The following is a 14546-nucleotide window of genomic DNA, read 5'->3' as shown; positions in this document are numbered from 1 at the left end:
CTTGGCTGATCCCTGGCTGACGATCATCGGTATCGGCGAAGATGGCCTTGCCGGGCTGTCCGAGGCAAGCCGAAAGGCACTCAGCGATGCCGAAACCGTATTTGGCGGTGAACGGCATCTGGCGCTTGCCGGCGTGACGGGCCGAGGTCGTCCGTGGCCGGTGCCGTTCGATGCGGACGTCGTGCTGAGCTGCCGTGGCCGGCCGACCGCGGTGCTCGCCTCGGGTGATCCGTTCTGGTACGGCGCCGGCGCGAGCCTTGCCGAGAAACTCTATGGAGACGAGTGGATCGCGTATCCGGGCCCCTCGACATTCTCGCTCGCTGCTGCGCGGCTTGGCTGGCGTCTCGAATCGGTCGTGTGCCTTGGGCTTCATGCCGCCCCGTTCGAGCGGCTGGTGCCGCATCTGGCGAAAGACGCGCGCATCATCTGTCTGGTGCGCGACGCAGCGGCGGTCGGTGATCTCGCGAAATGGCTGACGAAGCGCGGATGGGGCCCTTCGCTCCTGTGGACTCTCGCTGCCCTTGGCGGTCCACGCGAAAGCATCGACCAGCATCGCGTCGACCTCTTTGCAGATGATCTCTCGGAGAAACTGGTTGCGGTCGCGCTGCTGGCGAGGGGAACTGAGGGCATTCCTCGCAGCTCGGGACTGCCGGACGATCTCTTCGTCCACGATGGCCAGATCACCAAGCGGCCGGTGCGCGCGCTCGCACTCTCGGCGCTGGCGCCGCGCCCGGGTGAGCGGCTGTGGGACATCGGCGCCGGCTCGGGCTCGATCTCGGTGGAGTGGGCGCTGTGCGGCGGGACAGCGACCGCAATCGAGGCGCGCGAGGATCGTGTCGCGAATATCCGTAGCAATGCGGCGGCGTTCGGATTGGCGCATCGTGTCAGCGTCATTCCCGGGAAAGCGCCCGAGGCCCTTGCAGCGCTGGAGGCACCGGATGCCGTCTTCATTGGCGGTGGCCTCGATGGCGCAATGTTCGATGCTGTCTGGTCGCTGCTCGCGCCGGGAACTCGTCTCGTCGCGCATGCCGTGACGCTGGAGACGGAAGCGTTGCTCGGCGAGCTGCATCAGCGCCACGGCGGCGAGCTGATGCGGGTCGAGATTGCGCATGCCGCGCCACTCGGCCGCTTCCGGTCGTGGGAGGCGGCACGGCCGGTGGTGCAGTGGAGCACGGTTCGATGAAGGTCGCCGGACTCGGGTTCAAGCGGGATGTCACGCTGGCTTCGCTTCGCGAGGCACTTTTCGCGGCTGGTGGTCCCGCGGGCCTTGCGGCGGTGGCGACCGTCAGCGACAAAGCCGATGCCGAGGTGCTCAAGCAGCTCGCGCGCGAATGCGGCGTGCCGATAAAGGCGGTATCAGCCGATGTCTTGGCCGGCGTCGACACGCCGACGCAGTCGAATCGCGTCGTGGAAAAGTTCGGCACGGGCTCGGTCGCCGAAGCCGCAGCGCTTGCGGCGGCCGGGCCTCGCGCGCGACTGATTGCGATGCGCGTGGTCTCGCAGGATCGGACCGCGACTGCGGCGATCGCCGAAGGAGACGGCGCATGACGGTGCATTTCATCGGCGCTGGGCCTGGCGCCCCCGATCTGTTGACGCTGCGCGGCCGCGACCTGATCGCCGCCTGTCCGGTCTGCCTCTATGCCGGCTCGTTGGTGCCCGAAGGTGTGCTGGCGCATTGCCCGCCCGGCGCGCGCATCGTCAACACCGCGCCGCTGTCGCTCGACGACATCATCGCGGAGATCGCTGCCGCGCATGCGGAAGGCAAGGATATCGCGCGGCTGCATTCCGGCGATCTCTCGATCTGGTCGGCTATGGGCGAGCAGCTCCGCCGCCTGCGCGCTCTCGAAATTCCCTATACGGTCACACCCGGCGTTCCCTCCTTCTCGGCCGCCGCGGCTGCGCTGGAGGTTGAGCTGACGCTGCCCGGCATTGCACAGACGGTGGTGCTGACGCGCACGCCGGGCCGCGCCAGCGCGATCCCCGAGGGAGAAAATCTCGCCGCATTCGCCGCGACCGGCGCTGTGCTCGCGATCCATCTGTCGATCCATCTGCTCGACACGGTCATCGCCGAGCTGACGCCGCATTACGGCGCGGACTGTCCTGTCGCGATCGTCTGGCGCGCGAGCTGGCCGGACCAGCGCATCGTCCGCGCCACGCTGGCAACGCTCGACGCCGCTGTAGCCCGTGAGATGGAACGCACCGCGCTCATCCTGGTCGGCAAGACGCTCGGCGCTGCCAATTTTGACGAGAGCCGTCTCTATGCCGCCGATTACGATCGCCGCTATCGGCCTGTCGGCGCCGAGCCGCGCTTTCCGGAGGCGTCGTGATGGCGGCCGGCCTCGTCATCTCCGCGCCAGCCTCCGGCGTCGGCAAGACCACGCTGACGCTGGCGCTCGCGCGTGCCTGGCGCAATCGCGGCTTGAACGTGCAGTGTTTCAAGAGCGGGCCCGACTACATCGACCCCGCCTTCCATGCCGCTGCGACGGGACGGGCCTCCGTCAACGTCGACAGTTGGGCGATGGACCGGGCAACGATCGCGCATCTCGTCAGCCGCGGCCTTGATGCCGATGTCGTGCTCGCCGAGGGCTCGATGGGCCTGTTCGACGGCGTCGCCGCGCCTGGCGTCTGTGGCACCGGCGCCACCGCCGATATCGCGCAGATGCTGGGCTGGCCCGTTCTGCTGGTGATCGACCCTTCCGGGCAAGCTCAGACGGCGGCAGCGATCGCTGCAGGTCTGCGCGATTATCGCCCCGGTGTGCGCCTTGCCGGTGTCGTGCTCAACCGCGTTGCCAGCCCGCGTCACGAAAATCTCGTGCGGCATGCGCTGCTCGAGGCCGGCATCACCGTGTTCGGCGCGCTGCCCCGTCATGCGGAGATCAGCCTGCCGAAGCGGCATCTCGGCCTGGTGCAGGCCGAGGAGCAGGCGGAGATCGGCACGCTGATCGACGAGGCGGCGCGCTTCGTCACCGAGCATGTCGATCTCGACGCGGCGCTGCGATCGGCCGCGGCCTGGTCACCGCAGCCTGCAATGAACGGCCTGAACGTAACGCCGCCCGGCCAGCGCATCGCGCTTGCGCGTGATGCCGCGTTCTCCTTCGTCTATCCGCACATGCTGGAAGCGTGGCGCGCGGCGGGCGCCGAAATCCTGCCGTTCTCGCCGCTGGCCGACGAGGCGCCTGACGCGAGTGCCGATGTGTGCTGGCTGCCCGGCGGCTATCCGGAGCTTCACGCCGGGACGATCGCCGCCAATGCGCGTTTTCGCAGCAGCTTGCGCGCCTTCGCCGAAACGCGGCCGGTGCACGGCGAATGCGGAGGCTATATGGTGCTGGGTGAAGGCCTCACCGACGCCGACGGCATCCGCCATGAGATGACGGGCCTGCTCGGCCTGGAGACGAGCTTTGCCAGGCGCCGCATGCATCTGGGCTATCGTCTCGCCGCGCTCGCTGCCCCGATGCCGGGGCATCAGGTTGGCGCGCGGCTGCGCGGCCACGAGTTCCACTATTCGACGATCGTGGCGCAGCCGGACACGCCGCTGGCGGTCGTGCACGATGCGACCGGTTCCGTCATTGCCGAGACCGGCTCGCGCCGCGGATACGCCACCGGCACGTTCTTCCATCTGATCGCGGAGGACCGGTGAGCGGTTTTGTCACTTTCATCTCCGCCGGCCCCGGCGATCCCGAGCTGCTCACGCTGAAGGGGGCCGCGCGGCTGCGCGAGGCCGACGTCGTGCTCTATGACGATCTCGCCTCCGGCGCGATCCTCGATCTGGCCCGGTCCGGTGCGAACCTCGTCGCGGTGGGAAAACGGGCAGGGCGGCCCTCGACAAAACAGCACCATGTCAACCGTCTGCTGGTCGACTATGCGGCGACCGGCGTCCGGATCGTTCGGCTGAAGTCCGGCGATGCCGGGATTTTCGGTCGCCTCGAGGAGGAGCTCAAGACGCTGCGCGAAGCCGGCATCGGCTACGAGATCATTCCCGGCGTCACCACCGCCTGCGTCGCTGCGGCGCATGCCGGCATTCCCCTGACCCGCCGCCACACCTCGCGCCGGGTGCAGTTCGTCACCGGGGCCGACGTCACCGGTGAGCTGCCGCAGACTCTCAACTGGGCGGCGCTGGCCGATCCCGAAGCGACCACCGTGGTCTATATGGGCCGCCGTACCTTTCCGGCGCTCGTCGCGAAATTGATCGAGCACGGTCTGGCGCCAGGCACTCCGGCGCTGTTCGCCGAATCTCTCGGGCGCCCCGATGAGCGGCTGGTCCGCACCACAATTGCCGAACTGGCGGAGCAGCTTGCGCGCGGCGGCGCGGCGTCGACGGCGTCCGTGATTCTGTTCGGTGCGCTCGCAGGGGATTACCCGTCATGATCGCCCCGGCCGCCGCTCGCCCCTTGACGCCGGCTCCGCGAAAGGGGCACACAGGAGATGCATGGTGCTCGACGCGGCGCAAAGCGCCGGAGCATAATCGGGAATGGGGGTGGGCGGACCCAGTTGCGGCGCCCCAAACCCCAGCCGCCCCCGCGACTGTAAGCGGTAAGGGACTCCGAACCGCCACTGGGCCGCAAGGCTCGGGAAGGCCGGAGAACCCAGTGAGCCGCGAGCCAGGAGACCGGCCGTGCGTGTTTTGAGGCCAACGCCGTCGGGTGTGACGGCAGGAAGGATCTGAGCCATGCATATCGAACCCGGGATCGTGACGGGCGCCAAGCTCGTGTTGAGTTACGCAACAGGCATCGCCGCCGGCGGTGTTGCGCTGAAGCTCGTGGTCGAGACCGCGCGTGAGCAGGGCGTCGGCTCGCTTGCGTTGCGCACCCTCGCCACCACCGCGCTCGTCTTCACCTTCTTCGAGATCCTGCCGCACTTCCCGGTCGGCGTCTCCGAGGTGCACTTCATTCTCGGCTCGACCTTGTTCCTGCTGTTCGGGGCGGCCCCCGCAGCTCTCGGCCTCGCCTTCGGTCTACTGTTCCAGGGCATCTTCTTCGAGCCGCCGGATTTGCCGCAATTCGGCATGAACGTCACCACGCTGCTGGTGCCGCTGTTCGCCATCCAGGCGATTGCAGCGCGGATCATTTCGCGCAACACCGCCTATGTCGATCTCAGCTATCGCCAGGCGCTGGCGCTTTCGACGACCTACCAGGCCGGTGTGATCGGCTGGGTCGCGTTCTGGGCGCTGTATGGCTCCGGCTTTGCCATGAGCAATCTCGCCAACATCGCGACCTTCGCGGCCTCCTATGCGCTCGTCATCGTGATCGAGCCGCTGGCCGATCTGGCGGTGCTGGCGCTGGCGAAGTCGTTGCGCGGCGTCACCGCTCCCGGCCTCGTCACCCCGCGCCTGCACAACGCGGCCTGAGAGACAAGCGAATGGGCGGCCATCGCGGTCGCCCTTCGCACTCGCGATGCTCACCCTCTCCCTGATAGGCATCGGTTGCGGCGATCCCGAGCAGCTCACGCGCGCCGCGATCCGTGCCATCAATGCGGCCGATCTCGTCCTGATCCCGCGCAAGGGGAGCGAGAAATCCGATCTCGCCGATCTCAGGCGGACGATCTGCGCGGATGTGCTGACCAACGACAAGACTGGGATCGCCGAGTTCGATCTTCCCGTGCGCGACGCCGGTGAAGCGGACTATCACAAGGGCGTGGACGATTGGCACGATGCGGTTGCCGCGACCTGGTCGCGGACGATCGCGAGCCATCTCGAAGGCGATGGCAAAGTCGCGCTGCTGATCTGGGGCGATCCCTCGCTGTACGATTCCTCGCTGCGGATTGCGCGGCGGCTCTCTCCCTTGCCGACAATTGAGGTCGTGCCCGGCATCACCTCGATCCAGGCGCTGTGCGCGGCGCATGCGCTGCCGCTCAACGACATCGGCGAGCCCTTTCTGGTCACGACGGGGCGCCGTCTGCGCGAAGGCGGCTGGCCGCAGGGCGTCGACACCGTGGTGGTGATGCTCGACGGCGGCAGCGCATTCCAGTCGCTCGATCCGGACGGCTTGCAGATCTGGTGGGGTGCCTATCTCGGCATGCCCGACCAGATCGTCATGTCCGGCGCGCTGGCTGAGATCGGCCCGCGCATTGTGGCCGCACGCCAGGAGGCGCGCGAGCGGCATGGCTGGATCATGGACAGCTACATTCTCAAGCGCAGGCCATAAGGCAAGCGAGGCAGCATGCTTCCCGAATGGGTCACTCAAAAATGCCTGGATGTCTCCGCGGTTCATCGCGAGGCGGCAATTGCGCGGCAGGCGCAACTGACCAAGCCGACCGGCGCGCTCGGCCGGCTGGAACAGCTCGCGATCGAGCTTGCAGGCCTGCAGGCGACCGAGCAGCCGCGCGCGGCGCGGGTGCCGATCATCGTCTTCGCCGGCGATCACGGCATCGTCGCGCGGGGCGTGTCGGCCTATCCGCAAGCCGTCACCATCGCGATGATGGCGAATTTTGCCTCCGGCGGCGCCGCGATCTCCGTGCTGGCGCGCGAGCTCGGCTCGAGCCTCGAGGTGGTCGATGCCGGCACGCTGACGCAGGGGGAGATGACGGGCGTCGTCACCGATAAGCCGCGCCATGGCACCCGCGATTTCAGCGTCGAAGCCGCGCTCACTGCCACCGAACTGGCGTTTGCCTTCGAAGCCGGCCAACGCGCGGTGGCGCGCGCCGGGGCCAGCCAGCCTGATCTGCTAATCTTCGGCGAGATGGGCATCGGTAACACCACGACATCGGCGGCGATTGCCGCGAGCCTTCTCGGCGTGAGCGCTGAGGAGATCGCGGGCAGCGGTACCGGCATCGATGCGGCCGGCCGCGCGCACAAGGCGCGCGTGATCGACGCTGCGATTGCGCGCCATGGCGTTGCCGGGGCCTCGCCCGAAAAAATTCTGTGCGCGGTGGGCGGACTCGAGATCGCAGCGATCTGCGGCGCGATCATTGCGGCAGCGCAACGCCGCATCCCGGTATTGATCGACGGATTCATCGTCTCGGTCGCGGCGCTGGCGGCGGCGCGGCTCAATCCGTCGTGCCAGCCGTTCCTGCTGCCGTCGCATCAATCGGCGGAGCAGGGGCATCGGCTGGTGCTGCGCGCGCTCGACGTGCAGCCGCTGATCAGCCTCGATCTCAGGCTCGGCGAGGGATCGGGCGCCGCCATCGCGCTGCCGCTGGTGCGGTCGGCCTGCGCGCTTCACAACGGCATGGCGACGTTCGCGCAGGCCAACGTGCCGGATCGTCCCGCCTGAACCGCCTCAGGTCATGCGCTGATTGACCGAGACGACGCGCCAGCCGGCGGCGAGCCGGTCGATCCGGGTCAGCGACAGCGGATCGACCACGAAGCGCAACGCCGCTTCCGGTGTCAGATCCAGCGCGATGCAGAGCACAGCGCGGATGGTGCCGGAATGTACGACAAGCGTCGCTGGGCCGGAGCCGATCCGCGACAGTCCCTGCTGCACGCGCGCGACCTGATCCTCAAAGCTTTCGCCGCCCGGCGGTCTCTTGTGGGCGGGATCGCTCCAGAATTCCGTGTAGGTCTCACCACCGGTCGCGGCGAGTTCGTCGTGCTTCCGGCCGGTCCAGTCGCCAAAATGCTGCTCGCTGAAATCGGTCACCAGCGCCGGTTCGAGCCCCAGCGCCCGCGCGGTCTCGACCGTGCGCCGCGACGGGCTGGCATAGCTCGCCGCATCGCGCGGCAGGCGTTGCCGCAGCGCCTCCAGTTGCGCGGGATCGCCGAGATCCGCCGGCGCGTCGGACGCGTGGATCGTCCCTGCGACGCCGGCGACGGGCGCATGTCGTATCAGCCAGAGCAAGGTCTCGCCCTCCATGCTCATCTCCAGAGAAGTTGGTAGCTGTGGCAATATCGCCGCACGCTGCACATTGACTCCGTCTTGCTCCTAATCCTAGATGGTCGTGACGGTTTCCCCGCGAGGGGATGAAAAGGGAATGCGGTGCGGAGACGTCGTCTCCAATGCCGTGGCTGCCCCCGCAACTGTAAGCGGCGAATCTTGCGTCACGAGCCACTGGGTATCTCGGTCCCGGGAAGGCGACGCAAGGTCATGACCCGCGAGCCAGGAGACCTGCCGTCAGCCGTGGTCACACGCGAAGATGTCGGTCGGGGAGTACAGACATTCGGCTTCATCGGAAGGCGGGAAGCCGGAAGATGGGACCTTAATTCGCTGTGACGTGCCACTGCCGTCACACCGAGGTCCAAAACCGTGTTTTCCATCCGTGTTGTACGACCGCGCCGCGTCCTGCTCGCGTCCGCCGCTCTCACGTCGTTTGCCGTTATCGATCTGCCCTCAGCGTCGGCGCAGCAGGTCCGCGATCCCCTGCCGCCGATCGAAGTGTCCCCGGTCCAGTCCCGCAAGCAGGCGAGGCCAGCCGGCCGGGAAGGGCAGAGCCTTCGCCGCGCCGTGTTGCGACGATCCACGATTGCTGCGGCCGCGCCAAAGTCCGCCGCGACGGTCGCTTCGGCGCAGACACAAGCGCAAACACCGCTCAACAGCAATGCGGTCGCCGAAAGCGCATCGCGCCTTGGCCTGACGGTGCGCGAAACGCCTGCGACCGTCGAGGTGATTTCGGCGCAGACCATGCGAGAGCAGGGCTATCGCACCGTGTCCGAGGTTGCTCAAGGCGCGGTCGGTGTCACCTCCGGCGACAACCCGGCCGAGCCCGCGGCCTTCTCGATGCGCGGCTTCACCAACAGCCAGATCAACACGCTTTACAACGGCATCAAGATCGGTCCACAGAACATGACGTCGCGGATCAGCGACACGGCCAATCTGGAAGCCGTGGAGTTCCTGAAGGGCCCGGCCTCGCTGATCTCGGGCGAGGGCGCCGCCGGCGGTGCGATCAACTTCGTCACCAGGCAGCCGCACACGGGACCAATCCGGAACGAGGCGGAGTTTTCCTGGGATTCGCTGAATTCGTTTCGCGCGCATTACGGCTCGGGCGGCAGCACCAATGTGCAGGGGCTCGACTATCGCTTCGACGTCAGCCGCTCCTCGCTCAACGGTTTTGCCGACGACACCAACACCAAGACGCTCGACGTCTCCGGTCAGCTCAACTATCGCGTCTCCGACAGTCTCAAGGTCTGGGGCGCGATCGAGTATCGCGAGGATCGCTCGAAAGCCTATTGGGGTGCGCCGCTGGTGCCGATTGCCTATAGCGGCTCCCACGCCACGGGCGGCATCGTCTCCGGCAACTACGTCTCGAACTACAACGGAACCAACCTCAGTGCTGTCACCATCGACGACCGTACATTCAACACCAACTACAACGTCCTCGACAATCGCAACGTCGCGCAGGAAGTGTGGCTGCGTGGCGGTTTTGAGCTGAAATTGGCGCCCGACCTGACGTTGAAGAGCCAGGCCTATGGTTACGGTGCAGAGCGCACCTGGTTCAACAACGAGATCGAAGCGTTTAATTCCACAACGAACATGGTGGATCGCGAGCGCTTCTATGTCGCGCACAGCCAGCGGCTGGTTGGCAACATCACCGACCTGATCTGGGATGCGAACATCGCAGGTTTCGACAACCGGCTGGTCACGACACTGTCGTCGAGCTACCTCGACTTTGTCAGGCCGGGCGCGGCAAACTTCCCGGGCGATTCCGTTTCACTGGTCGATCCAAATCGCGGCTATTACGGCCTGCTCACGACGCAGCAGCAGACCGCCCGCATCGACAACGAGGCGCTGTCGTTCGAGGACCGGCTGAAGCTGACGCGCAGCTTTGCGCTGGTTGGCGGCCTGCGCGTCGAGCATATCGGGCTCGACCGCAATTCGACCGACAAGAACGGATTGGAGAAGGCCGGCTTCCCGTTCACGAAGGACTGGGCGCCGGTGACCGGTCGCATTGGATACACCTGGGAAGCCGTGCCCGGCCTGACCTTCTTCAGCCAGTACGCCACTGGGGCGGACATCTCGGCCAACAGCATCTTCCTGCTCGGGCCGACCCAGCCGCTCGATCTGACGACGGCCCGCACCTATGAGACCGGCGTCAAGCATCTGTTCTGGGACAACCGGGCGGAGTGGTCCTTCTCGGCCTACGACATCCTGCGCAAGAACGTCTACGCCGCGGCGGGTGGGATGCAACTCAACATCGCCGGGCGGCAGGAATCGAAGGGCGTGGAGCTCGCCGCCGCGGTGCGTCCGATCGAGCCGCTGCGCCTGTGGGGCAACATCGCCTATGTCGATGCGCGCTACGCCGACTACAATTTCGCCGGCGGCTCGTTCTCGGGCAACACGCCGCCGAACGTGCCGCGCATCGTCGCCAATGCCGGCGCGTCGTACCGGTTCTTCACGCCCTGGCCGGTCGAGATCGGCATCACCGGCCGTCATGTCGGTGACCGCTACAACACCGATGCCAACGTCGTGACGATGAAGGCTTACACCGTCGCCGACGTCTATGCCTTCGTCGACATCCCCAAGAGGGTGTTCAATGCGGTCGATCAGGCCCGCCTGACCTTCCGCGTGCGCAACATCGCCGACAAGCGCTACGCGATCTGGGGCGATCCGTTCTATCCCGACCAGATCCTGCTCGGCGCGCCGCGCACCTATGAACTTTCGGCCGCGTTCAAATGGTAGGACGCTGACCCCATGATGGCCGCGATCGTCCTGCTGCACCGCTGGCTCGGGATCGCGTTCTGCCTGCTGTTCGCGATGTGGTTCGCAACCGGCATTGTGATGCACTTCGTTCCGTTTCCGTCGCTGACGGAAGCGGAGCGATTTGCCGGACTGGCACCGGTGGGCGGCGCGCAGGTGACCATGTCGGCCCATGACGCCGTGGTCGCCAGCGAGATTGCGGATGCCAGACGAGTTCGCCTGATCCGGCGGAGCGATGGACCGGTCTACATCGTCTCGGGGCCATCGCGTGTTCGCGCGGTTCGTGCCCTGGATGGAACGGACGCGTCGGTGACGTCGTCTGAATTCGCGCTCGCCATCGCGCGGGAGCATGCGCACTTGCGCGGGCTCGATGCCACGCATGCGGAGGTCATCGCACGCGCGGATTACGATCAATGGAGCGTGCCGAATGGCTTTGATCGCCATCGGCCCCTATTCCGCGTCGCTCTCGACGATGCCGCCGGGACGGAGGTCTACGTTTCATCGCGGACCGGCGAAGTCGTCCTGGATACGACGCGAAGCGAGCGCGGCTGGAATTGGGCGGGGAGCGTCCTACACTGGATCTATCCGACAGTGCTGCGAAGCAACTGGGCGCTATGGGATGGCGTGGTTTGGACGCTATCGCTGCTGGCCTTGATTGCGGCATTGCTCGGCGCGGTGCTCGGGCTCGCACGGCTCAGGCTTCGCGGTCGGCAACTGTCGTCGCCTTATCGCGGCTGGCACGCCCTGCATCACGTCATCGGCCTCGTCGCGACAGCTTTCGTGCTGACCTGGATCTTCAGCGGCTGGCTCTCGATGGATCACGGCCGGCTGTTCTCGCGCGGGGAGTTGACCCCGGCTGAAGCCGGCGTGATCGATGTTTCGCCGGACTGGACGACAGCCGCGTCGCTCGATCGGAAGCCGATATCGTCAGCGGCCCGCGAGGTCGAATGGTTTGCTTTCGATGGCAGACTCCATCGGCGCGAGTGGCTCGGTCTCGACAAGCAAGCTCTGGTCCGCCCCGCAAATGGAGAGTCGGAATTCCTGAGCGCGCTGGAGGTCGGAAGCTTGATGACGCGTGTCGCGGACGGCTGCGGCGCACCCTCCAGTCTTGCCGGTGACGACGCCTATCCTGCGCAGTCCATCGTTGCGCGTGTACCCGTCTATCGCTCCCGCTGCGGCGACCTCTGGTTCGATATCGACGGGGCCGACGGCCGCGTGCCGCAGAGGCTCGATGCGTCGCGGCGGACCTATCGCTGGGTCTACAGCGCGTTGCATACGTTCGATTTTCCGGTCCTGCTCGCGCATCCGCGTTTGCGCGATGTCCTGATCGTCGGGCTCTGCGCGCTCGGGCTGGTGTTCTCCATCACCGGCATCGTCATCGGCTGGCGGCGCCTGCGATCGACCTTTGCGGGCTGACTTATGCCCTGAGCACGGACTCGATGTGCTGCGCAGCTCGCAGCAGTGTGCGGTCCTGTCCGCGACGGGCGATGATCTGCAAGCCGAAAGGAAGTCCGCGCTCATCGGTCCCGCAAGGGATCGAAATCGCCGGCAGTCGGGCATGATTGACGAACGGCGTGAATACGGCGTGCGCGCGCGGGCTTGCGGCGCGGCCGCCGATCGTCTCGGGTCCGAGCTGGGTAAACGGCCACGCAACGCAGGGCACCGTCGGTGCCAGCAACAGGTCGACCTCGCTGAAGAAGGCAGCGAAGGCATTGGCGATTGCGGTGCTGGCGACGAGGGCTCCGGCAACCTCTGACCCCGACCAGGTGAGTCCTCGCTCGATCTGCCTGGCGATATCAGGATCGAAGACATTCGGGTCCTTGCGAAAGGTGTCGCCATAGAGCGCGGCGAGGCCGGCATGCTGAAGCGGCATGATGGCTTCCTCCGTGGCGCCCGCCAGCCAGACCGGATCGCGATGTGCGATACGCAAGCCTGTGGCGGCGATGCGTTCAACAGCGGAAGCGAGCCCGTTCGCAACGACGTCGTCAACGGCGACGTCAAGTCCGAGGCGCGGTGAAAACGCGATGCGCAAGTCCGTGATGTCTTCAGCCTCTCTCGCGACGACTGCCGAGTCCGGATCGCGCGGATCGACGCCGGCCATGGCCTCGAACGCCAGCGCGATATCCGCGACGTCGGCGGCGATCGGAGCGATGACGGAGAGGCCAAAGAACGGCTCGGCGAAACCCGGCCCATACGGGATCGCGCCATAGGACGGCTTGAAACCGGCGACACCGACATGGGCGGGCGGCCTGCGGCTGGAGCCGCCGGCATCGGTACCGATCGCGAGCGGCACGAGGCCGGCCGCTACGGCGGCGGCCGGACCGCCCGATGAACCGCCAGGTGTCAACGTGGGATCGAGCGGATGGAGTGTGGGTCCGAACAGCTGTGAGGTCGTCACACCCTTGCTGGCGAACTCCGACGTCGCGCCGATGCCGATGATGACGGCGCCGGCCTCGCGCAGGCGCTCGATTGCAATGGCATCCTGTGGCGCAATGAAATTGGCGAACAGGCGCGAGCCCTGCGTGATGCGCCAGCCAGCGGCCCAGATGTTGTCCTTGACGACGATGGGGACGCCGGCGAGCGGCATCGCTTCGCCGGAGCGCAGGCGCGCATCGACCGCTGCCGCGTCGGCAAGCGTGCGGGCGGGATCGATCGTCACCACCGCGTTCAGCGCCCTGGCCGCCTCGATGCGCGTAAGCGCTGCCTTGGCTGTTTCCACCGCGCTCGTGCGCCCAGCGGAGATGTTGGCCGCAATCTCGCGCGCGCTATTGTTTCGCTCTGTCATGGCCTTCCCAGATCAGCGCCAATGTGCCGCACAGGGCAAGGCAAGCCAAGGCGAAGAACGCGGCGCCGAGACCGGCAACGCCATCCAGCACCGAAACCAGCGCCGGCGCGGCGAGCAGGCCGGCATAGGATGCGGTCAGCACGGCGCCCGTAGTCTCGCCGATCCGGTCCTGCGGGGCGAGGCGCGCGATCTCGGCGATGAAGACGCCGTTCCAGCCGGATGCCGTCAGGCCGAACAGGGCCGCGACGGCGAATTGCTCGGTGCGACCGAGCGATGCGCCATCGAGGCCGAGCAGCGCGGCGCAGAAGGCCATGCCGAGGCCGATGACGACGAGCACCATGCGCGAGGCATCGAGACGCATGGCGACATAGCCCCAGCCGAGCCGGCCGACCAGGCCGCCGGCCTGCGCGCACGCGAGCGCCAGGCCGGCCTCGATGTGGCTCAGGCCGAGCTGACGTGTGCCGAGCATGACGAAGACGGTGTTGAGCGACACCTGCATTGCGCTGAACGGCATCGAGGCCAGCGCCAGCAGCGCGATGCGCCGGTCCGCGGTGACCAGCGCCAGCCGCGCGCGGAGATCAAGTTGCGGAAGCGGAACGGCTTTGCCGGCAAAAGCCGGCCGCAGGTGCTCGAACAGCAGGATTGCGACGAGAGCGCAGGCACCGACGACTGCGTAGCACCAGGCCGGTCCCAGCCAGATCGCGACCGCGGGCAGGGCCAGCGAGCCGCAGACGGCGCCGATCTGGTTGCCGGTCTGGCGCACCGAGAACACGAAGGCGCGTCGCTCCGACGTTACCAGCCGCGACAGCAGCGCCGCGCTCGCGGGCGTCTCCGGTCCGAAGGCAAGGCCTAGGCAGAGGCCGGCGGCGAGCAGGGCCGCGGTCGATCCGAGCGAAGCCAGCGCCATGCTGACGACGATCGCCGCCGCGCACAGGCTCGCGATCCGGAGCGAGCCCATCCGCGCGATGAGGCCGCCGCCCCAGAACGAGGCGGGGATGCCGACGGCGAACACTGCGCAGGAGAACATCGAGAGCTGCCAGACCTCGATATGGGCGCGCGGCGCGACCACGCCCGGGGCAAACAAGGCGAGCGCCACCAGGGCCTGAAGCGAGGTCATCGCGCCGAGCGCCGGCAGCAACGGCGGCGCTGGCCGAACGGCGGTGTTTGCGTCTACCATGGCGCGGCGCTATCAGGAG

Annotated in this window: 13 protein-coding genes and 2 riboswitches; of the genes, 10 read left to right on the top strand and 3 right to left on the bottom strand. The window is 67.1% G+C overall.

Annotated features, from left to right (window positions below; translation table 11 throughout):
* The first annotated feature begins 1 nt into the window (after position 1).
* The 8 genes from cbiE (at position 2) to cobT (ending at position 7208) form a co-directional block, all read left to right on the top strand.
* Positions 2-1183, top strand: coding sequence for a precorrin-6y C5,15-methyltransferase (decarboxylating) subunit CbiE (gene cbiE, locus WHZ77_RS22090; protein WP_375314789.1), 1182 nt, complete (start codon positions 2-4; stop codon positions 1181-1183).
* A complete protein-coding gene (locus WHZ77_RS22085) occupies positions 1180-1548 on the top strand; it encodes a cobalamin biosynthesis protein (protein WP_375309870.1) in 369 nt (122 codons plus the stop codon). The genes cbiE and WHZ77_RS22085 overlap by 4 nt, the downstream gene beginning before the upstream one ends.
* Complete coding sequence (gene cobM, locus WHZ77_RS22080; RefSeq protein ID WP_375309869.1) at positions 1545-2327, top strand: precorrin-4 C(11)-methyltransferase; 783 nt, start codon at positions 1545-1547, stop codon at positions 2325-2327. The genes WHZ77_RS22085 and cobM overlap by 4 nt, the downstream gene beginning before the upstream one ends.
* Entirely contained in the window at positions 2327-3637 is a 1311-nt protein-coding gene (locus WHZ77_RS22075; RefSeq protein ID WP_375309868.1) for a cobyrinate a,c-diamide synthase, read from the top strand. The genes cobM and WHZ77_RS22075 overlap by 1 nt, the downstream gene beginning before the upstream one ends.
* Positions 3634-4365, top strand: a complete 732-nt coding sequence (cobA, locus tag WHZ77_RS22070; protein WP_375309867.1) for a uroporphyrinogen-III C-methyltransferase — start codon at positions 3634-3636, stop codon at positions 4363-4365. The genes WHZ77_RS22075 and cobA overlap by 4 nt, the downstream gene beginning before the upstream one ends.
* 45 nt (positions 4366-4410) lie before the next feature.
* Positions 4411-4630, top strand: a riboswitch (cobalamin riboswitch).
* 36 nt (positions 4631-4666) lie between these two features.
* On the top strand, positions 4667-5344 hold the full coding sequence (locus WHZ77_RS22065; protein WP_375309866.1) for an energy-coupling factor ABC transporter permease: 678 nt from the start codon (positions 4667-4669) through the stop codon (positions 5342-5344).
* A 46-nt stretch (positions 5345-5390) separates the two neighbouring features.
* Positions 5391-6140 (top strand): precorrin-6A synthase (deacetylating), encoded by a 750-nt coding sequence (cobF, locus tag WHZ77_RS22060; RefSeq protein WP_375309865.1) that lies wholly within the window; start codon positions 5391-5393, stop codon positions 6138-6140.
* A 15-nt stretch (positions 6141-6155) separates the two neighbouring features.
* Positions 6156-7208, top strand: coding sequence for a nicotinate-nucleotide--dimethylbenzimidazole phosphoribosyltransferase (gene cobT, locus WHZ77_RS22055; protein ID WP_375309864.1), 1053 nt, complete (start codon positions 6156-6158; stop codon positions 7206-7208).
* Positions 7209-7214: 6 nt separating this feature from the next.
* Here cobT and WHZ77_RS22050 read toward each other — a convergent pair whose 3' ends face one another.
* On the bottom strand, positions 7215-7787 hold the full coding sequence (locus tag WHZ77_RS22050) for a histidine phosphatase family protein (protein ID WP_375309863.1): 573 nt from the start codon (positions 7785-7787) through the stop codon (positions 7215-7217).
* 72 nt (positions 7788-7859) lie between these two features.
* Positions 7860-8062: riboswitch (cobalamin riboswitch) on the top strand.
* Between the two features lie 115 nt (positions 8063-8177).
* On the opposite strand from WHZ77_RS22050, the gene WHZ77_RS22045 reads away from it, so the two are divergent.
* Together WHZ77_RS22045 and WHZ77_RS22040 are read left to right on the top strand one after the other, a co-directional pair.
* Positions 8178-10547 (top strand): TonB-dependent receptor, encoded by a 2370-nt coding sequence (locus WHZ77_RS22045; protein ID WP_375309862.1) that lies wholly within the window; start codon positions 8178-8180, stop codon positions 10545-10547.
* A 12-nt stretch (positions 10548-10559) separates the two neighbouring features.
* Complete coding sequence (locus tag WHZ77_RS22040; protein ID WP_375309861.1) at positions 10560-11981, top strand: PepSY domain-containing protein; 1422 nt, start codon at positions 10560-10562, stop codon at positions 11979-11981.
* Position 11982: 1 nt separating this feature from the next.
* On the opposite strand, the gene WHZ77_RS22035 is transcribed toward WHZ77_RS22040, so the two are convergent.
* Both WHZ77_RS22035 and WHZ77_RS22030 read right to left on the bottom strand, forming a co-directional pair.
* Positions 11983-13350, bottom strand: a complete 1368-nt coding sequence (locus tag WHZ77_RS22035; RefSeq protein ID WP_375309860.1) for an amidase — start codon at positions 13348-13350, stop codon at positions 11983-11985.
* Entirely contained in the window at positions 13331-14527 is a 1197-nt protein-coding gene (locus tag WHZ77_RS22030) for an MFS transporter (RefSeq protein WP_375309859.1), read from the bottom strand. Before WHZ77_RS22030 ends, WHZ77_RS22035 begins: the two co-directional genes overlap by 20 nt.
* Positions 14528-14546: the final 19 nt, after the last annotated feature.

Source organism: Bradyrhizobium sp. A5, from assembly GCF_042076515.1.
Taxonomy (GTDB): Bacteria; Pseudomonadota; Alphaproteobacteria; order Rhizobiales; family Xanthobacteraceae; genus Bradyrhizobium; species Bradyrhizobium cosmicum.
Note: the sequence above shows the minus strand (reverse complement) of the source record. Positions and strands in the feature narration are given on the sequence as shown.